Genomic DNA, 19,254 nt, shown 5'->3' with positions numbered 1-19,254 from the left:
GAGTCAGAGGAATGAAATGATGCAGACTTTCTCTACGCAAAATGTGCGCGACTTTCCGCAACAACGGCTACAAGCGGAGTTACTGATTATCGGCGGTGGACTGGCAGGCGTGTGTGCCGCGCTCGCCGCCTCACGCGATGGCCTTGATGTGGTGCTGATTCAGGATCGTCCGGTGCTGGGCGGCAACGCTTCCAGCGAAGTGCGCTTGTGGGCCAACGGCGCTACCTCGCATATGGGCAATAACAATCGCTGGGCGCGCGAAGGCGGCATCATGGGCGAAATCATGGAGGAGAACCTGTGGCGCAACAAAGAGGGCAATCCGGTGCTGTTCGATATGGTGCTGCTGGACATGGTGCAGGCGCAGCCCGGCCTGACTTTGCTGCTCAATACGGTTGTGACCGATATCGAAAAGTCTGGCCGCCGCTTGCAGTCAGTGCAGGCATTCAATGCCATCAATCAAACGCGTTATCAGGTTTCGGCGTCACAATTTATTGATGCTAGCGGCGATGGCGTGTTGGGCTATCTGGCCGGTGCGGCGCATCGTGTGGGTGCAGAATCCGTGGAGGAGTTCGGCGAGAAGATGGCGCCGGGCGAGAATTTTGGCCACAAGCTCGGGCATTCCATTTACTTCTACACCAAGCGCGCAGCGCAACCAGTACGCTTCGTTGCGCCCTCTTTCGCACTGAAAGAGATCACCGCCATTCCGCGCTATAAACGCCTGAGCTCAGAACTGAACGGCTGTGATTTATGGTGGCTAGAATGGGGCGGGCGGCTCGATACCGTACACGAGAGCGAAACCATCAAGTGGGAGCTGTGGAAAATTGTCTGGGGCGTGTGGGATTACATCAAAAACTCCGGCGAATTCCCCGATGCCGATAACCTCACCATCGAATGGGTTGGCCTGATTCCCGGCAAACGCGAGAGTCGGCGTTTTCTCGGCGATACCCTGCTTTGCCAGCAGGACATCATCGAACAGCGCGATCACTACGATGCGGTAGCGTATGGCGGCTGGTCGATTGATCTGCATCCAGCCGACGGCGTTTACAGCGAACACGATGGCTGTCGTCAGTTCCACAGCAAAGGCACTTACACCATTCCCTTCCGCGCGCTCTACAGCCAGTCGCTGGACAACCTGTTGTTAACCGGCCGACTGATCTCCGCTACGCACGTCGCCTTTGGCAGCGCCCGTGTCATGTGCACATGCGGCGTGCTGGGCGAAGTTGTGGGTCGCGCGGCGTCGCTGTGTCAGCAGCAGCAGATCACGCCCGCCGAGCTGGCGCAGCCGGACCGCGTGGGCCAGCTACAGCAGCATCTGCTGCGTCAGGGTGCGTTTATTCCACGACATCCGTTGGCGAACCCCGCGCGTGATGCGCATGTCACGGTGAGCAGCACCTTACAACTGCGCGCCCTGCCCGCCGATGGAGGTTGGCAACCGCTGAAATCCCGCTGTGCGTTGCTACTGCCGCTCAAAGCGGGCGAACGTTTGCCAGCGATCAACGTGCAGTTACGCGCTGAAAAAACGCAGAAACTGCAGGTGTCGCTGCTCACCAGCGATAATCCGGCGAATACCTGCGGCGATTGCCATCTGGCTACGCAGAGCGTCACGGTGAATCAACAAGGCACGTATCGACTGAGCTTTGATTATCGTGCCGATTGCGATCGCTATGTGTTTATCGCCTTTGAGGAGAACGCCGCGATTGAGGTTGCGCTGACCAGCCAGCGTTTGCCGGGCGTGATGATGGTCTTTAACAGTCTGAATCCGCGCGTGGCGAAACGCACACGTCAGATTAATGATGGCGATTACGGCGTTGATGAGTTTGATTTCTGGCTGCCGCGCCGTGCTCCGCAGCAAATCCTGCTGGCCTTTGCGCTGGAAACACCGCTGCAACTGTGGCACCGCGACTATCTGCTTAACGGCAAGTTACGCCCGGAACAGCACACCAATTGTTGGGTGCCCGCGCAGGATGATGCGCATCCCAACGCGTGCTGGCACTGGAACGAACCGCAGCGGGCAAAACAGATTACATTGCTATTTGATAACGACTTCGATCATGCAATGGAAACGGTGCAAATGGGGCACGCACAGACGGTGACGCCGCACTGCATCACGCATTACCGTGTATGGCTGGATGAAATGCTATTGGCTGAGGTGACGGAAAATCATCACTCGCTGTGTCATCACACGGTGCCAGAAGGCGTGAGTTTTAACCAGATTCGGCTGGAGTTGCTCGCCAGTGCGGGCGCGCTGCCCGCATTATACGGATTACATCTGCATTAGAGAGCAGCAATGCCCTGACGCGCCAGCTGAATGGCGATAAACCACATCACGCCGCCGACCAGCAGATTGATAATGCGCTGCGCCCGCACGGTGCGCAGCCGTGGCGACAGCCACGCCGCCAGCAACGCCAGGCCGAAGAACCAGATGATTGATGCACTCACGGTGCCAAATGCAAACCAGCGACGCGCATCTTCAGAGGGAAGCTGGCTACCGAGGCTGCCGAGCACCACAAAGGTGTCGAGATAGACATGCGGATTGAGCCAGGTGACCGCCAGGATGGTGGCGATAATGCGCCAGCGCCCTTGTTTCAGCTCTGCGTCAGATGCCAGTGAAACATCACCCTTCCACGCACTGCGCAGCGCGCCCCAGCCGTACCACAGCAGAAACGCCACGCCCGCCCAGGTGATCAGCATTAACAAAATAGGCGATTGATTCAACAACGCGCTGCCGCCAAAAATCCCACCGCAGATCAGCGCAATGTCGCTGATGGTACACAGCGATGCGGTCATCAAATGGTAGTGGCGTTTGATGCCCTGATTCATCACGAAAGCATTTTGCGGGCCAAGTGGCAGAATCAGCGCAGCACCAAGAGCAAGCCCTTGTAAATAAACAGATAACACGGAAATAGTCCTAAAGAATGGGGAGATGTGATGCAGTATAGTGACGCGAGGATATTAGAGGAAATTGAAATATTTAATCGGTCATTAGAATAAGTAATCAAAAAGGCACCCGCAGGTGCCTTTCTATGTTATTCGCTGCGTGCGGGTTGTTGCTGCTCGCTCTTCACCTGATGCAGATGCACATCCATCTGCGGATAAGGAATACCGATGCCGTTCGCGTCCAGCGTACGTTTGAAGTTCTTCATCAGATCCCAATAGACGTTTTGCAGGTCGCTGCTTTTGCTCCAGCAACGCACCACAAAGTTGAGCGATGACGCGGCCAGTTCATTCAGACCAATCTGGATACCCAAATCTTTCAGCACACGCTCATCCGCTTCAACCACTTCACGGAAAAGTGCAATCACCTGATCAACATCCGCATCGTAAGCGACGCCAATAATGAATTCGTTGCGACGGATCGGTTCACGCGAATAGTTAATGATATTGCCGGCAATGATTTTACCGTTAGGCACAACGACAATTTTTCCATCGGCCGTTTTCAAAGTGGTGGAGAAGATCTGCACGTTTTGTACCGTACCCATCACGCCACCGAGATCAACAAATTCACCGGTTTTGAACGGACGGAAGGTCACCAGCAATACGCCGGCAGCCAGGTTGGACAGGGAACCTTGCAGCGCCAAACCCACAGCCAAACCAGCAGCACCCAGCACGGCGATGACTGAGGCGGTTTGCACCCCAACGCGTCCCAGTGCAGCAATGATGGTGAAAGCGATAATACCGTAGCGCACCATTGCAGATAGGAAATCTGCCACTGTCGCATCAATGTGACGCGCCAGCAGAACGCGGTTAATCGCATTGGAGATGATGCGGGCGATGAACATACCAATGATGATGGTAACAATCGCCGCCACAATATTTACCGCATAGCTCAGGATCAGTTCCTGATTACGTACCAGCCATCCGCCAGCATTGTTAATGCCATCAACGACATTTAAGTCTTCCATTTGTTAGCCCTGTTGTTGAGTTTCCCGCAGGAAATTGCCAAAAACTGCCAGATTGACTCCGACACTCCGCATACAAGGGTAAACAAAAATAGGGCGAAGCGCCAAAAATGGCCTTAAATTACGGGACTTTCCAGACCAGGCGCATAAAAAAAGGCCCTTACGGGCCTTTTTTGTACTGTAAGGAAAAATTACAGTACGTCGACGGCGTTAAGCTCTTTGAAAGCCTGCTCCAGGCGAACAACCATTGAAGCCTGAGCAGAACGCAGCCACACGCGTGGATCGTAGTATTTTTTGTTCGGGCTATCTACGCCAGTCGGGTTACCCAACTGAGCTTGCAGATAGTCTTCGTTCTTTTTGTAGTACTGCAGAATACCGTCCCACGTTGCCCATTGGGTGTCGGTATCGATGTTCATCTTGATCACGCCGTAACCGATAGACTCTTCGATTTCTGCAGCAGAAGAACCTGAACCACCGTGGAACACGAAGTCCAGCGCGTTGTGCGCCAGGTTGTGTTTCTTGGTCACGTATTCCTGAGAATCACGCAGAATGGTTGGAGTCAGTTTCACGTTGCCCGGCTTGTACACGCCGTGCACGTTGCCGAATGAAGCAGCGATGGTGAAACGTGGGCTGATTTTGCTCAGCTCGGTGTAAGCGTAATCAACGTCTTCTGGCTGAGTGTACAGAGCAGAAGCGTCCATGTGGCTGTTGTCCACGCCATCTTCTTCGCCACCGGTACAACCCAGTTCGATTTCCAGCGTCATATCCAGCTTGGCCATGCGCGCCAGATACTTAGCAGAGATCTCGATGTTCTCTTCCAGTGACTCTTCAGACAGGTCGATCATGTGAGAAGAGAACAGCGGCTTACCGGTTTTCTTGAAGTGCTCTTCGCCTGCGTCCAGCAGACCGTCGATCCACGGCAGCAGTTTCTTGGCGCAGTGGTCAGTGTGCAGGATAACTGGCACGCCGTACTGTTCAGCCATCAGATGCACATGGTATGCACCCGCGATAGCACCGAAGATAGCCGCGCCCTGAGGCTTGTCGGTTTTGAAACCTTTACCGGCGATGAAGGCAGCACCACCATTGGAGAACTGAACGATGACCGGCGCTTTCACTTTGGCCGCAGCTTCCAATACCGCGTTGATAGAGTCCGTGCCGACGCAGTTAACTGCTGGCAGAGCGAATTTGTTCTCTTTCGCTACCTGGAAAATTTTCTGAACGTCGTCACCAGTGACAACGCCGGGTTTTACGAAATCAAAAATTTTAGACATGTTTGTGTCCCGTTTCGTTACCGTTCATCCCCGAAGGGATTGCGATTTGATTGCCCCATAAAGGGCTAGCCTTCAGGCGACGCGAAAGCGCCGCCCCCAAAGAGTTACTGCTTGGCGCGCTCTTCCAGCATAGCAACTGCTGGCAGTTTTTTGCCTTCCACGAACTCGAGGAATGCGCCGCCGCCGGTAGAGATATAAGAGATCTTATCTTCGATACCGAACAGGTCGATTGCAGCCAGCGTATCGCCGCCACCTGCCACTGAGAACGCATCGCTATCGGCGATAGCATTCGCCACGATTTCGGTGCCTTTACGGAAGTTCGGGAACTCGAACACGCCAACCGGGCCGTTCCACAGAATGGTTTTCGCGCCTTTCAGAATCGCGGCCATTGCCTGTGCAGTTTCGTCGCCGAAGTCCATAATCTCTTCGTTATCCGCTACTTCGGAAACCTTTTTAACGGTTGCCGGTGCAGTTTCAGAGAATTCCGTGCCTACGCGAGAATCGGTAGGAACCGGGATGCCATGCTCGTCACGCAGCTTTTTCGCTGCTTCAACGAAGTCTGGCTCGTACAGTGATTTACCGACGTTGTTGTCGATAGCCACGAAGGTATTCGCGATACCGCCGCCCACAATCACGGTGTCAGCAATTTTCACCAACGACTGCAGCACATCAAATTTGGTCGACACTTTAGAACCGCCAACCACAGCAACCAGTGGACGCTCTGGGTTGCTCATCACTTTGCCCAGCGCTTCCAGCTCAGCTGACAGCAGCGGACCGGCACAGGCGATTGGTGCAAACTTGCCCACGCCGTGGGTAGAAGCCTGCGCGCGGTGCGCGGTACCGAATGCATCCATCACGAATACGTCACACAGTGCGGCATAATCCTTTGCCAAACCTTCTTCGTCTTTTTTCTCGCCTTTATTAAAGCGCACGTTTTCCAGCACAACCAGTTCACCCGCGTTGACTTCAACACCTTTGAGGTAATCTTTTGCCAGGGTAACGTTGGTGCCGTTCAGTTTATCTTTCAGGTAGTTAACAACCGGCAGCAGGGAGAACTCTTCGTTGTATTCACCTTCGGTCGGACGACCCAGGTGAGAGGTAACCATCACTTTCGCGCCCTGTTTCAACGCCGCTTCGATGGTAGGCAGAGAAGCACGAATACGTGCATCTGACGTCACTTTCCCTTCTTTCACTGGCACGTTGAGATCGGCACGGATCAGAACGCGTTTACCAGCAAGATCCAGATCGGTCATCTTAATTACAGACATGGTGAACCCTCTCGTTGATTCTCATAAGTTTTGCCAGACGCAGTCCGCGTCTTACCTGAAACCGCTTGCGGCCATTGCTAACGTGGTGTCGATCATGCGGTTAGCAAAGCCCCATTCGTTGTCACACCAAACCAGCGTTTTGATAAGGTGATGACCACTGACCCGCGTTTGCGTACCATCGACTATGGCACTGTGCGGATCATGGTTAAAATCTACTGAGACTAACGGTAATTCCGTATAGTCAACTATACCACGAAACGCCCCTTCTGACGCGTTTTGCAGCAACGCGTTGACCTCACACGCCTTCACCGCTTCGCGCACCGACACGCTCAAATCAATGGCTGTCACGTTGATGGTGGGCACGCGCACCGCAATTGCCTCAAAGCGATCGTTAAATTTCGGAAAAATACGGGTAATGCCAGCAGCAAGACGCGTATCGACCGGAATGATCGATTGGCTGGCGGCGCGGGTACGACGCAGATCGCTGTGATAGGCGTCGATCACCTGCTGATCGTGCATCGCCGAGTGAATGGTGGTCACGGTGCCCGACTCAATGCCAAAGGCGTCATCCAGCAACTTGATCACCGGAATAATGCAGTTGGTGGTGCAGGATGCGTTGGAGACAATGCGGTCAGTTTGTTTAAGAGCTTGTTCGTTAACACCAAATACGACTGTGGCATCGAGATCGTTACCGCCCGGATGCGAGAACAACACTTTCTTCGCACCTGCTGCCAGATGGGCTTCGCCATCAGCGCGGCTGCCGTACACGCCGGTGCAATCCAGCACGATATCCACATTCAGTTCGCGCCACGGCAACACATCAATTTCCGCCTGATGCAGGATACGGATGGTGTCATCGCCAACAAACAGCTGATCGCGCTCCTGGCGCACATCAAAGGCAAAACGGCCGTGGCTGGTGTCGTACTTCAGCAGATGCGCCATCCCGGCGGCGTCGGCCAGCTCGTTAATGGCGACCACGGTGATCTCAGCCCGGCGACCGGTTTCATACAGGGCACGCAATACGTTACGCCCGATACGACCAAAACCATTTATTGCTATGCGAATGGTCATTTCTACCTTCAACAACACCCGAAAAAACGTGCCGATTAGCCTGAGCGTTTCACACCGTTTTGTACAGGGAATTATTGCTTGCCCGCACCGGCAAGATGCACGTTCTCGCTCGCAACTGAAACGGTTCAGCTAGAGTAATGCAAGAGAGGAATAACGGGAATGATTGCGATCAAGTGAGTGGCGGAATATTGGATCTACGTCACAAATTTTGCACTGCGGGATTATTACTGCAGGAATAATTGAACCGTTTCAGGTTGGAGGTGGTGAAACAATAAGGGCGCCCCGGTTGGGACGCCCTTTATACCCGCTGTGTAGGGTCGCCATTTATGGCGACCTCAAATCACAGAATCGATTTCGCCGTTTTAACCACATTTTCAACGGTGAAACCAAACTCTTTGAACAGCTGATCCGCAGGCGCTGACTCACCGAAAGTGGTCATACCGACGATCGCGCCGTTCAGGCCGGTGTATTTGAACCAGTAATCGGCGATACCCGCTTCAATCGCCACGCGAGCGGCAACCGCTTTCGGTAGCACGGATTCACGATATGCCGCGTCCTGCTTGTCGAAGGCGTCGGTGGATGGCATAGACACCACGCGCACCTTGCGGCCTTCCGCCGTCAGCTGCTCATAAGCGCTTACCGCCAGCTCCACTTCTGAACCGGTAGCGATCAGGATCAGCTCTGGCGTACCTTCGCTGTCCTTCAGCACGTAACCACCGCGCGCCACGTTAGCCAGCTGCTCAGCGCTACGATCCTGCTGCGCCAGGTTCTGACGCGAGAAGATCAGCGCCGACGGGCCATCAACACGTTCGATAGCGTACTTCCACGCCACCGCAGACTCAACCTGGTCGCACGGGCGCCACAGGCTCATGTTTGGCGTCACGCGCAGGCTGGCCATCTGCTCAACCGGCTGATGCGTCGGGCCATCTTCGCCCAGACCAATCGAGTCGTGGGTGTAGACCATGATCTGACGGATTTTCATCAGCGCGGCCATACGTGCGGCGTTGCGCGCGTACTCGACGAACATCAGGAAGGTGGCGGTGTACGGCAGGAAGCCGCCGTGCAGCGCGAGGCCGTTGGCGATGGCGGTCATACCGAACTCGCGCACGCCGTAATGGATGTAGTTGCCCGCCGCGTCTTCATTGATCGGTTTAGAACCGGACCACATGGTGAGGTTGCTTGGCGCCAGGTCAGCAGAGCCGCCCAGATATTCCGGCAGGATTTTACCGAAGGCTTCGATGGCGTTCTGCGAGGCTTTACGGCTGGCGATTTTCGCCGGATTGGCCTGCAGCTGCTCAATAAACTTCTGCGATTCGGTTGCCCAGTTAGCCGGCAGCTGGTTGTTGACGCGACGTTTGAACTCCGCAGCCAGTTCCGGATGTGCAGCGGCGTAGGCAGCAAACTTCTGGTCCCACGCAGACTCTTTCGCCTGGCCGGCTTCTTTGGCATCCCACTGCGCGTAGATATCTGAAGGGATTTCAAACGGACCGTGATTCCAGCCCAGCTGCTTACGGGTCAGCGCGATTTCATCGGCACCCAGCGGCGCGCCGTGCGAATCGTGCGTACCGGCTTTGTTCGGCGAACCGAAGCCAATCACGGTTTTGCACATCAGCAGCGAAGGCTTGTCGGAAACCGCTTTGGCTTCTTCAACCGCTTTCTTAATTGCGTCTGCGTCGTGACCGTCCACGCCGCGCACCACGTGCCAGCCGTAGGCTTCAAAGCGTTTAGCGGTGTCGTCGGTGAACCAGCCGTCAACGTGACCGTCGATGGAGATGCCGTTGTCGTCATAGAAGGCAACCAGTTTGCCCAGCTTCAGGGTACCGGCGATGGAGCAGACTTCGTGTGAGATGCCTTCCATCATGCAGCCGTCGCCCATAAACACGTAGGTGTTATGGTCTACGATGTCATGACCCGGGCGGTTGAACTGCGCCGCCAGCGTGCGCTCAGCAATGGCAAAACCGACTGCGTTCGCAATGCCCTGACCCAGCGGGCCAGTGGTGGTTTCAACGCCTGCGGTATAACCGTATTCCGGGTGGCCTGGAGTTTTAGAGTGCAGCTGACGGAAGTTCTGCAGCTCGCTCATTGGCAGGTTGTAGCCAGTGAGGTGCAGCAGGCTGTAAATCAGCATTGAGCCATGACCGTTCGATAAAACGAAGCGGTCGCGATCTGCCCACAGCGGGTTAGTAGGGTTATGGTTCAGGAAGTCACGCCACAGCACTTCGGCGATGTCCGCCATGCCCATTGGGGCACCCGGATGTCCCGAATTGGCTTTCTGTACTGCATCCATACTTAACGCGCGAATGGCGTTGGCAAGCTCTTTACGAGAGGGCATCTTCTACTCCAGGTCGGATTAATGCTCCGCCACGCTTAACTTATTGTAATTAATCAGTTATAAGGCGAAGCGAGAAAAAAGTCGCACATCAATGTACATGAAAATCAGGACAAAAGTACATGCATCTGGGTGCTAAATCACGGGTAACCGTTTGCATTTCCGGCCTTGTCTGCTAGCCATTGCACAACATGCGAGCTATAACCAAATCGTTTAAACACCTGTGACGGTTTCAGGTGTTTGTTTTCTTTACCTTGTTACCCAAAGGATGCCGATATGAAAATGAGAGCTACCATTGTTGCTCTGGGAATGGCTTCGCTGCTGAGCGGCTGCGAAGGATTTGATAACAACGCGCTGCTGCAATCTGGTGCGCAGGCTTATCAGGCCTACGCGCTGAACGATGCACAGGTGAAAGAGTTGAGCGATCAATCCTGTGCTCAGATGGATAAAGACAATCAGGTTGCACCCGCCAACAGTGAATATCAGCAGCGCCTGAACAAAATCGCGGCGGCGCTTGGCGATAACATCAACGGCGTGCCTGCCAACTACAAGGTTTATCAGACTAAAGACGTCAACGCCTGGGCGATGGCCAACGGTTGTATCCGCGTCTACAGCGGCTTGATGGACATGATGACCGACAACGAAGTCGAAGGTGTGCTTGGCCATGAGATGGGCCACGTCGCACTGGGCCATACGCGTAAAGCGATGCAGGTAGCGCTTACTACCACCGCAACGCGCACCGCTGCGGCTTCCGTCGGCGGCGTGATCGGTTCGCTATCACAATCGCAATTGGGTGAAATGGGCGAAAAACTGGTGAATGCACAGTTCTCACAAACCCAGGAAACACAAGCCGATGATTACTCGTTTGACCTAATGAAAAAGCGCGGTATTGATCCGATGGGATTAGCGACCAGTTTTGAGAAACTGGCGAAACTGGAACAGGGACGCCAGAGTTCGATGTTTGATTCGCACCCGGATTCTGAAGCGCGCGCCCAGCATATTCGTGAGCGCATTGCGGCTGGGAAGTAATATCACACGCAGCAAAAAGGAGCGCATTAATGCGCTCCTTACACGTAGGGTCGGCATTCATGCCGACCAGTCAAAACTTAACGCTTAAACAGCCCATCAACCATCGCACCCAAATCCTGGGTATTCGACGTATCGATGTGGCCCTGCGGCGACAGCTTATCAATCACCTGCGGCAACAAAGCAGCCAGCGTACCGGACGCACCATTGACATCGGTGCCAAGCTTATCCGCCAGCGACTGCAGCTGATCCTGACCCAGCGCATTTTGAATCTCGCCGCCATCAACCGAATGGTTACTGCCGCTGCCAATCCAGCTATTTAGCACCTGCCCAAGTCCGCCCTGCTGAAATTTCTGCAGCAGCACTTCGACGCCGCCCTGCTCCTGTACCCAGTTCCAGATAGCCATCAGCTGTTGCATCTGATTGCCCTGCCCGCTTCCGTTGCTGTTTCCCAGCGATCCAACTAAATCGTCCAGTAAACCCATAGTCGCCTCCGCAGATTAATTAACCGCCAATAAGTGTAGCCGCAAGCAAAAGGATTAACCTTTATTAGCCGCCTGCACGTGCAGCATGTCCAGCGCCAGCGTGGCGGCTGCCAGCGAGGTCAAATCGGCGTGATCATAGCCCGGCGCCACTTCAACCAGATCCATGCCAACGATGTTCATGCCCTGTAAACCGCGAATCAGCTTAGTGGCTTTATCGCTGCTCAGACCGCCAATCACTGGCGTACCGGTGCCCGGTGCATGAGCGGGATCGAGGCAGTCGATATCGAAGGTCAGATAGACCGGCAGATCGCCAACGGTACGCTTCACTTCCGCCAGAATGTCATCCACGCTGCGATCGTTGACCTGCGCGGCATCCAGCACGTTGAAACCGAGGCTCTTATCGAACTCGGTACGAATGCCGATCTGCACGGAATGTTGCGGATCGATCAAACCCTCTTTCGGCGCGGTGAAGAACATAGTGCCGTGATCGAACGTCGGGCCGTTGGAATAGGTATCGGTGTGCGCATCGAAATGCACCAGCGCCATTTTACCGAAGTGCTTAGCGTGCGCGCGCAGCAGCGGCAACGTAACGTAGTGGTCACCGCCAAAAGTCAGCATACGTTTACCGTTCGCCAGCAGTTTCTCGGCGTGCGCCTGCAGTTTGTCAGAGAGATCCTGTGAATCGCCGAAGGCATAAACCAAATCGCCGCAGTCCACCACGTTCAGACGCTGACGCAGATCGAAGTCCCACGGCCAGCGGCAGCCTTCCCACGCCAGGTTGGTTGAGATCTGACGAATCGCGCCCGGCCCTAAACGGCTGCCCGGACGGCCTGAGGTTGCGGCATCGAACGGAACACCGGTGATGACCCACTCAGCGTCACTGTCGTATGGCTGGAAGTTCAGCGGGAAGCGCATGAAACCGAAGGCGTTAGAAACCAGGGAGTTATCATACTGATTGCCCAGGGTGTTATACATAATTCGTCCTCATTAAGGCGGTAATCGTTTCACCAGTTTAGGATATAAATAAAAAATCCCCTCCGCGTCGTTGAACCCGACGAGGAAGGGATTGATTGGCGCGATTATCGCGGAGATTGTGGCTTACTGCAATCAGCGCGTTTATGGAGTTTATTAAATCAACTAACACGATCTCTTCATACAATATAAAGAAGTCGGCCAGAAAAAAACAAAGAATTATTCGTATATAAATTAAGCCATTTCTTAACGATATAAAACTTTAATTTACCAAGCCACAAAAATCTATTAATAGCAATTAAATTAATAGTCAAAAACGTCTAGAACCAATTCACTTCGCTCTGATAATTTATTCTACAGAAATAAGAAAGGAATCGATAGACGCTCAGGGAATTCAGTATGGAGATATAAGCTTTTTCTTATAAAACAAGCTCCTCACTGATCAGATAAAATGAATCACCATTATGCCGCGAGTAAGTTAAGCACTCATGCAAACGCATAATATGTTCTTCCATGTAAGCCTCCCAGCTATCTTTTTACTCTCATTTCATTTTATCTATCGTCATGTAAGCCATGTAAAAACATTGGATCATGCCTGGCGAAAGTGACCTCGTTCATTAACTGTTAAATGAGTTTTTAAATGGCAAGAAGTGGAATAGAAGTACAAAAATCTACTATTAAGGCACTGTTTTTCCGTGAATTGCGCACGCGCTTCGGTAAATTCCGCTTGGGATACCTGTGGGCTATCATCGAACCTGCCGCTCATTTATTAGTATTATTAAGTATCTTCAGTTTCATTATGCACCGCACAATGCGGGATATTTCATTTCCTGTTTTTTTACTCAATGGGATTATTCTCTATTTGATATTTAGCAGTATCGTTAATCGCTCCATTGGTGCGATTGACGCCAACAAAGGTCTCTTTAATTACCGACCAGTAAAACCAATAGATACGGTTTTATCACGTGCTTTTCTCGAGTCAGTGATATATCTCACCGTTTACATCTTGCTTATGGGATGCATTTGGGCGGCTGGCGAACATTTTGTGTTGCTCGATTTGCTACAACTCGCGCTGAGTTGGGGTTTAATGATTTTATTCTCCAGCAGCATTGGCATCATAGTGATGACAATTGGGAGCGTTTTTACTGAAACACATAAGATTTTACCTATTCTGCTCAAACCACTTTATTTTATTTCAGGCGTGATGTTTCCGCTGCAATCCATTCCAGAAAAATACTGGCCGTTCTTGTTATGGAATCCCATCCTGCATGCAGTTGAATTGAGTCGCGAGGCAATCATCCCTGGTTACGTCAGCGTAGGCGTGAGTATAGATTATTTAGCAATCGCAACACTGTGCACGATCTTTATCGGGCTTGCGATATATAGAACACGTGAAGAGGCGATGCTGACATCATGATTAAAATTGAAAACCTCACAAAATCCTATCGTACACCAACGGGTCGGCACTATGTATTTAAAGGGATGAGTGTCGAATTGCCAACAGGCATAAGTGTCGCGCTTGTAGGCCGCAATGGTGCGGGAAAATCAACCCTACTTCGCATGATCGGCGGGATTGACAGACCAGACTCAGGCACGATCACTACCACTAAAACTATATCCTGGCCTTTAGGATTGAGTGGTGGCTTTCAGGGAAGTTTGACTGGTAGAGAAAACGTAAAGTTTGTTTCCCGCCTCTATGCGAAGAAAGAGCAATTAAGAGAGAAGATTGCATTCGTCGAAGATTTTTCTGAACTGGGAAAATACTTCGATATGCCGATAAAAACCTATTCGTCAGGAATGAAATCACGTCTGGGTTTTGGTTTAAGTATGGCATTTGATTTTGACTACTACATCGTTGATGAAATCACTGCAGTTGGTGATAGTCGATTTAAATTAAAATGCGCCAATATATTTAAAGAAAAAAGTGAAAAATCAAACATTTTGATGGTTTCACATAGTTTCAAATCATTAAAAGACCATTGCGATTCAGCTTTATTCATCAGACGAAGTGGGGAAATAAGCTACTACGATAATATTGATGATGCTATTGCAGAGTATAAATCAGAGGAAAATTTAGAGTGATTAGTAAGAAGGAAGCATCATCATGAATAAGATTAAGAAGTTGATATTTAAACCAGGCGTATTTTTCCGTGATGCTTTTATAAAGCGCTATCCTATTACCGTTTCTGACGGAAATGGGAGCGTGATTTTAAATAGCAAAAATGATAAATCGCAAAATAAAAAGTCTGCCGATGATCAAAGGATTATTGATTTTGGAAATCTTCCGGTGACATTCCCTATAGACTTTGTCTTTACATGGGTAGACTCTGACGATCCTGATTTTATTGAGGTATTCAATCAGCACGCTCCTGTCGATTCTCAAAAATCAGTGCTATCGGATGCTGCACGCTTTAAATCACTGGATGAACTGCGTTATGCACTTCGCTCAGTTTTTGACTATGCGCCATGGGTGAATAAAGTTTACATTGTGACTAATGGACAGTACCCAGAATGGATGAATATTGACCATCCTAAAGTCCGCATAGTGAGTCACAGCGAGATATTAGAGGAAAAATATCTTCCTACGTTTAACTCGCATGTTATCGAAAGTGCCATCCATAAGATTGAAGATCTTTCGGAACACTATGTGTATTTCAATGATGACATGATGCTGTTAAGGCCTGTTAAACCGGAGTATTTTTTCACCGGTTCAGGTTTGGCATTTATGTTTACGTCGAAAATAAAGCTACCAGCTTCACCGGTTAATCCCGTTTATGACTCCGCTACAGAATGGGGCGCAAAAAACGCCCGTAGATTAATTTTTTCAGAATATGGCGTTTATACAGACCAAATGTTTTCACATACTTTCTATCCACAATTAAAATCTGTGGCTCAATTGTGTGAAGCAACCTGGCCTGAAGCATTTGATGGATGTAGAAAAAACAAGTTCAGAGCGATGAATGATCTGCTCTGTACCGGTTTTCTTATTCCTCACGTTGCACAAATCACTGGAAAGTCTATTTTCACAAAAACACGCGTGTTCTACTTTAATATTCGTAAGAAAGTGGCATTAGATTATTACCGTATGTTAAAGGATAAAAAAGGTAAGGATACTATTCCCTTTTCAATGTGCCCTAACGATAGGTCTTCCTATGATAGTTTAGACTTTGAAGACTACGCAGAACATTTAACCGAAGCACTAAATTCTTTTTATAACATTCCATCTCCGTTAGAGCTGGCACCTAAAGAAATTAATAATCAGGAATAAATACATCATGGACTCGATAAAAATATCCGAAAAAAAATCGGCAAAAAATGTTTTGATCGTTTTTTCAGCAAGAAATACACCTAAAGGAAAGTTCACTTTTTCCAAAAGATTAGGTCGTATAGCAGCCACTAAAATATTTATTAACGATTACAGTAACGACTGGTATCAAAATGGTGTCCCGGATATTCCTGACCATAAAGAATTAGTTCAATTTCTTAAAGAGAAAATCAAGCTATATAAAAAAAAGGGAGGACAAGTCTGGATACTGGGTTCGAGCATGGGAGCCTATGGTGCACTGAAATTCGGAAGTGCGTTGGCAGCAGACCGAATAGTTGCTTTCAGTCCAGAAGTAAAGCTTGGTATGAAGTTTTCTAAAAGCGCCGAGAACAATGTTCCCTACTCTGACGAAGATATTGACTTATCGTCAGTAAGCTATAAAAAAAGTGCCGATGTTATTATCATTAGCAATGACGGTGATCCTGTTGATTACTACTCGGCAACAAAACTCAAAAATGGCATTGAAAATTCGAAAGTTTATTCTTTAAGGAATTTCAAACACAACATTTTAGGTGAACTAACTAAAACGTATAATATTGATAACTTACTTTACGAAATGGTATCAAAAGGTTCATCAAAAGGGTTATGGAGTCTGGAAAAATCAAAATTATACAAAGACAACACGATTGAAGCTTTCAAAGAGATTAATGAAAACCTGGTGACAGGAAAAGAGTTCAATGATAGCTATATAAAAACCATTGAAGCTTTTATAAAAGACGCGCCAAACTGGGGCTACATAAACTATTTGTATGCAATGTGCCTTGACAAAAAAGGCTTTTATTGTGCTGCAACCAAATATTATGAGGCCTGCCGTGAGCTATCACCATACTTAGGAAGACCTATTGTTCGATTAGCAGAGATCTATTTTAACCGTAATGATCTTGATTCGGTATTGCGATTGCTGGAACCATTCTGTCGCAGTAAACATCATGTCAAAGCGGCCTCAACTCTGGCGAAGTCCTATATGAAAATGGGATTAAATGATACTGCGATTGAAACATGCGCTCACTTTATCAACCATACCAAGTCACAAAAAGATAAATTACTTATTCAAACATTGAAGAAAGAAATTGAAAATATCGAATAAGAAAAGGCCAGTTAACTCTGGCCTATAACTTTATAAGATCGAGCCACCAATGATTACACGAAGATCGCTGCTAAGCATTTTGATTACATTCCCTGCAATAAGTAAAGCAACTGCATTCAACTTTCAATTACGTGATAAGCATATAGATAAAACTGTAAACTCAGTTTCTGATATCAAATATATTGATTTGTTCGATGGGATGATAGTCAAGACCCGAGGATTTTATTACCCCGAAAAAGAAAGCAGCATGCTGTATCGTGTAATATTTGGTAAAAATGTAAAAATCGCTCATTCCATTAAAGTTGGGAGAGAAATTTTCATCATCCCTATTTATAAGGATATAATTTCCTTTAAGCAATTGGGACTCAAAATGGATGGACATCATGATGATACACTTACGTTGAGGAAAATACTTGCAAATGAGGGACAGTACTACTTCAATGAAGGGCATTTAATCGTAAAAAATCATATTGAACTTGGCCCAAATGTAAGGATTATTGGTTCTGGTATGGCGACATCCATCATTGAATATCGAAATACTAAAAATAGCTGGCTATTCGTTAATGGAGAGAGAGGTAATCCAAACTTCATTAAGCGCAGTGGATATAACGGGAGAGGAAAATACTTTTTATCAGATTTCTCAATAAATTTACGTGGTGATCTGGCTGAAAAAAGCCGTAGTGCAATGATTTTTGGCCGTTCAAAAAACGTATTTTTACACAACATCCATTTTTATAATGGCAAAAATTCTCATCGAATAGAGTGTAATGCTCAAGAGGATTTCACAGTTAGCAACTGCATATTCTCGGATACGATGATATCTCAGTCGGGTTCTCACGAGGAAATAAACATCGACTACAACAGCAAACCAGGATTTCCAGCCTATGGCAATTGGGATAACTCTTCATGCAAAAGAGTGAATATACTATCTTGTAAATTCATAAACGTACAAAAAGGTGTCGCTTCACATAGCAATCCTGAAAAACATCATCAGTCAATAATAATTAGCGACTGCTTATTCAAAAACACCAGTAGTAATGCGATACAACTTCAAGCAATTGATAACTCTGTTATAGATAATTGCACTTTCATCGATTGTAAAAAGACAGCGATAAGATTAATTAATGCACATGGAAATACAATTAAGAACATTCATTCCGACCAAGCCGTATCAGTTAAATCTGACCGTAAAAGCACAAATAACCACCTCCTTAAATAAACAACCTCCTTTTATAAATTGATATTTAGCCCATCGCAGATTTTTTCATCCGTTTTCAATTCGTCCTTAACTCTGAAAATGCATCGCCAACATCAGGTTTGTTAAGACAAGGATAATATGCCGAGTTAATCTGCGTTGAAATTAAAAGATGAGATAAAAAATGTTCGAATAACTTCATGTCCGGTAATTCACCCATACTCCAAAACTTGTCAAGGCTATCCTGGAATGTAAGGCCTTTGATATCATAAAGTGCATTACCCATCACTTTTAAAGGTTTGTTATAGTTCAGCGCTAAAATTCCTACCGTACTATTAATGGTCACAACCCCCTTTGCATGGTTAAGTAAATCCGGCAATGGTAAATCGTGGACATACATTACACGCCCCCGAATACCCAGCTTTACGCACAATTGATCAATTAATGAATGGTATTGTCGATGGCCTCGATCCATTGGATGATGCTTAATGACAAGTGTGCTTTCTAGCGGTGCATGACGTGCAAAGGAGAAAATTACCTCATAGATATAATCCCGAATATCATTATAAGGACTGTGGCTCGTCACCTGACTGTCGTTGTATACCTGCAAAATAGCCAGAAAGTAATTTTTATCCAATTCTTGTTGCAACTTCGCAAGTAATTTTCTTTGCTTTAACGAATAAATCACTTTCCGCCATCCTGAACGGATCCAGCAACCGGCTTCATAGCATATCGATAATGGCTTATGATGTTGGTAATTCAAAAATTCTTTACGATAGTACCAGCTATTTAAATAGTACCACGCAGCATGAGCATATTGCTTTTTGGTACATGATTCAACAGGCAAAACCTGAAGCGGAAGCTGATCGGGTTGATTGAGATAGAAGTTCGCATCGCGTGAAAGCGAAGAATTTGCATTTACACCGCCCTCTTCTAAAGTAATAAATTGCGGCCGTAGATAGCCTTCTTCAAATACTAATATACGCACCCCATTCTCGGATGCCCACTGTTTTGCATAATGGTGAAGAGGTCGGCAGTCGCCAAAACAGATAATGGTATCAAAACGGTATTGTTGCTGAACTTCATCTAACCAACCCGCTATCTCACGAGCTTTAAGCAGGTAGGTCAAAAACCTCCTGTTTTTGCAATAAAAACGGTCACCGCCATTGAATACAACGTTAATAACTTCTCGATTATGATACTCCAGCCATTCCGACAGGAAGGTAAAAAAAGGTCCCATTGGTCCCTGTAATAATAGATAACGCTCACCGGCAAGGATTTTATTAACAGCTTTTCCTCTGATATTCATTACTAAAGTCAACCTGA

At 48.6% G+C, this 19,254-nt stretch carries 16 protein-coding genes; 7 read left to right on the top strand and 9 right to left on the bottom strand.

Going from position 1 to position 19,254, the window contains the following annotated elements:
* The first annotated feature begins 16 nt into the window (after window positions 1-16).
* Window positions 17-2,278, top strand: coding sequence for an FAD-dependent oxidoreductase (locus FHW71_RS15365; RefSeq protein ID WP_179452210.1), 2,262 nt, complete (start codon window positions 17-19; stop codon window positions 2,276-2,278).
* Here the strand turns inward: FHW71_RS15365 and argO are convergent.
* From argO to tkt, 6 genes are all read right to left on the bottom strand, one after another.
* On the bottom strand, window positions 2,275-2,898 hold the full coding sequence (argO, locus tag FHW71_RS15360; RefSeq protein ID WP_061719851.1) for an arginine exporter ArgO: 624 nt from the start codon (window positions 2,896-2,898) through the stop codon (window positions 2,275-2,277). The genes FHW71_RS15365 and argO overlap by 4 nt on opposite strands.
* A gap of 128 nt (window positions 2,899-3,026) precedes the next feature.
* Window positions 3,027-3,902 carry a small-conductance mechanosensitive channel MscS gene (mscS, locus tag FHW71_RS15355; protein WP_008108267.1) on the bottom strand — a complete coding sequence of 292 codons (876 nt, stop codon included), beginning with the start codon at window positions 3,900-3,902 and terminating at the stop codon, window positions 3,027-3,029.
* 188 nt (window positions 3,903-4,090) lie between these two features.
* The gene (fbaA, locus tag FHW71_RS15350; RefSeq protein ID WP_008108269.1) at window positions 4,091-5,170 is read right to left on the bottom strand and encodes a class II fructose-bisphosphate aldolase; all 1,080 of its coding nucleotides are present in this window, start codon (window positions 5,168-5,170) and stop codon (window positions 4,091-4,093) included.
* A gap of 104 nt (window positions 5,171-5,274) precedes the next feature.
* Complete coding sequence (gene pgk, locus FHW71_RS15345; RefSeq protein WP_179452209.1) at window positions 5,275-6,438, bottom strand: phosphoglycerate kinase; 1,164 nt, start codon at window positions 6,436-6,438, stop codon at window positions 5,275-5,277.
* 51 nt (window positions 6,439-6,489) lie between these two features.
* A complete protein-coding gene (epd, locus tag FHW71_RS15340) occupies window positions 6,490-7,509 on the bottom strand; it encodes an erythrose-4-phosphate dehydrogenase (protein ID WP_179452208.1) in 1,020 nt (339 codons plus the stop codon).
* 340 nt (window positions 7,510-7,849) lie between these two features.
* Window positions 7,850-9,841 (bottom strand): transketolase, encoded by a 1,992-nt coding sequence (gene tkt, locus FHW71_RS15335; protein WP_179452207.1) that lies wholly within the window; start codon window positions 9,839-9,841, stop codon window positions 7,850-7,852.
* A 273-nt stretch (window positions 9,842-10,114) separates the two neighbouring features.
* Between tkt and FHW71_RS15330 the strand changes: the two genes are divergently transcribed.
* Window positions 10,115-10,867, top strand: coding sequence for a M48 family metallopeptidase (locus tag FHW71_RS15330; protein WP_008107309.1), 753 nt, complete (start codon window positions 10,115-10,117; stop codon window positions 10,865-10,867).
* 77 nt (window positions 10,868-10,944) lie between these two features.
* Here the strand turns inward: FHW71_RS15330 and FHW71_RS15325 are convergent, their stop codons facing one another.
* Window positions 10,945-11,349, bottom strand: a complete 405-nt coding sequence (locus FHW71_RS15325; protein ID WP_179452206.1) for a YidB family protein — start codon at window positions 11,347-11,349, stop codon at window positions 10,945-10,947.
* Between the two features lie 54 nt (window positions 11,350-11,403).
* Window positions 11,404-12,324, bottom strand: coding sequence for an agmatinase (gene speB, locus FHW71_RS15320; protein WP_007890305.1), 921 nt, complete (start codon window positions 12,322-12,324; stop codon window positions 11,404-11,406).
* A gap of 637 nt (window positions 12,325-12,961) precedes the next feature.
* Here speB and FHW71_RS15315 point away from each other — a divergent pair.
* From FHW71_RS15315 to FHW71_RS15295, 5 genes are read left to right on the top strand one after another with little or no spacing between them, the layout of a single operon-like run.
* Window positions 12,962-13,738 (top strand): ABC transporter permease, encoded by a 777-nt coding sequence (locus FHW71_RS15315; RefSeq protein WP_179452205.1) that lies wholly within the window; start codon window positions 12,962-12,964, stop codon window positions 13,736-13,738.
* Window positions 13,735-14,403: an ABC transporter ATP-binding protein gene (locus FHW71_RS15310; RefSeq protein WP_179452204.1), complete on the top strand. Its 669-nt coding sequence runs from the start codon at window positions 13,735-13,737 to the stop codon at window positions 14,401-14,403. The genes FHW71_RS15315 and FHW71_RS15310 overlap by 4 nt, the downstream gene beginning before the upstream one ends.
* Before the next feature lie 22 nt (window positions 14,404-14,425).
* Window positions 14,426-15,589: a Stealth CR1 domain-containing protein gene (locus FHW71_RS15305; protein WP_179452203.1), complete on the top strand. Its 1,164-nt coding sequence runs from the start codon at window positions 14,426-14,428 to the stop codon at window positions 15,587-15,589.
* A 7-nt stretch (window positions 15,590-15,596) separates the two neighbouring features.
* Window positions 15,597-16,733: a hypothetical protein gene (locus tag FHW71_RS15300; RefSeq protein ID WP_179452202.1), complete on the top strand. Its 1,137-nt coding sequence runs from the start codon at window positions 15,597-15,599 to the stop codon at window positions 16,731-16,733.
* Window positions 16,734-16,782: 49 nt separating this feature from the next.
* Window positions 16,783-17,952 (top strand): glycosyl hydrolase family 28-related protein, encoded by a 1,170-nt coding sequence (locus FHW71_RS15295; protein ID WP_179452201.1) that lies wholly within the window; start codon window positions 16,783-16,785, stop codon window positions 17,950-17,952.
* Window positions 17,953-18,007: 55 nt separating this feature from the next.
* On the opposite strand, the gene FHW71_RS15290 is transcribed toward FHW71_RS15295, so the two are convergent.
* Window positions 18,008-19,231: a capsular biosynthesis protein gene (locus tag FHW71_RS15290; protein ID WP_179452292.1), complete on the bottom strand. Its 1,224-nt coding sequence runs from the start codon at window positions 19,229-19,231 to the stop codon at window positions 18,008-18,010.
* Between the last annotated feature and the right edge of the window lie 23 nt (window positions 19,232-19,254).

This window comes from Enterobacter sp. Sphag1F (assembly GCF_014193275.1).
Classification (GTDB): domain Bacteria; phylum Pseudomonadota; class Gammaproteobacteria; order Enterobacterales; family Enterobacteriaceae; genus Pantoea; species Pantoea symbiotica.
This window is presented reverse-complemented; position numbering and strand designations above follow the sequence as displayed.

What these genes read in the sequence shown, in the direction of transcription:
- FHW71_RS15325 (WP_179452206.1), bottom strand. Translation starts at nt 11,349, where the DNA reads ATGGGTTTACTGGACGATTTAGTTGGATCGCTGGGAAACAGCAACGGA.
- FHW71_RS15330 (WP_008107309.1), top strand. Translation starts at nt 10,115, where the DNA reads ATGAAAATGAGAGCTACCATTGTTGCTCTGGGAATGGCTTCGCTGCTG.
- pgk (WP_179452209.1), bottom strand. Translation starts at nt 6,438, where the DNA reads ATGTCTGTAATTAAGATGACCGATCTGGATCTTGCTGGTAAACGCGTT.
- FHW71_RS15300 (WP_179452202.1), top strand. Translation starts at nt 15,597, where the DNA reads ATGGACTCGATAAAAATATCCGAAAAAAAATCGGCAAAAAATGTTTTG.
- mscS (WP_008108267.1), bottom strand. Translation starts at nt 3,902, where the DNA reads ATGGAAGACTTAAATGTCGTTGATGGCATTAACAATGCTGGCGGATGG.
- FHW71_RS15295 (WP_179452201.1), top strand. Translation starts at nt 16,783, where the DNA reads ATGATTACACGAAGATCGCTGCTAAGCATTTTGATTACATTCCCTGCA.
- fbaA (WP_008108269.1), bottom strand. Translation starts at nt 5,170, where the DNA reads ATGTCTAAAATTTTTGATTTCGTAAAACCCGGCGTTGTCACTGGTGAC.
- speB (WP_007890305.1), bottom strand. Translation starts at nt 12,324, where the DNA reads ATGTATAACACCCTGGGCAATCAGTATGATAACTCCCTGGTTTCTAAC.
- tkt (WP_179452207.1), bottom strand. Translation starts at nt 9,841, where the DNA reads ATGCCCTCTCGTAAAGAGCTTGCCAACGCCATTCGCGCGTTAAGTATG.
- FHW71_RS15310 (WP_179452204.1), top strand. Translation starts at nt 13,735, where the DNA reads ATGATTAAAATTGAAAACCTCACAAAATCCTATCGTACACCAACGGGT.
- FHW71_RS15305 (WP_179452203.1), top strand. Translation starts at nt 14,426, where the DNA reads ATGAATAAGATTAAGAAGTTGATATTTAAACCAGGCGTATTTTTCCGT.
- epd (WP_179452208.1), bottom strand. Translation starts at nt 7,509, where the DNA reads ATGACCATTCGCATAGCAATAAATGGTTTTGGTCGTATCGGGCGTAAC.
- FHW71_RS15315 (WP_179452205.1), top strand. Translation starts at nt 12,962, where the DNA reads ATGGCAAGAAGTGGAATAGAAGTACAAAAATCTACTATTAAGGCACTG.
- FHW71_RS15365 (WP_179452210.1), top strand. Translation starts at nt 17, where the DNA reads ATGATGCAGACTTTCTCTACGCAAAATGTGCGCGACTTTCCGCAACAA.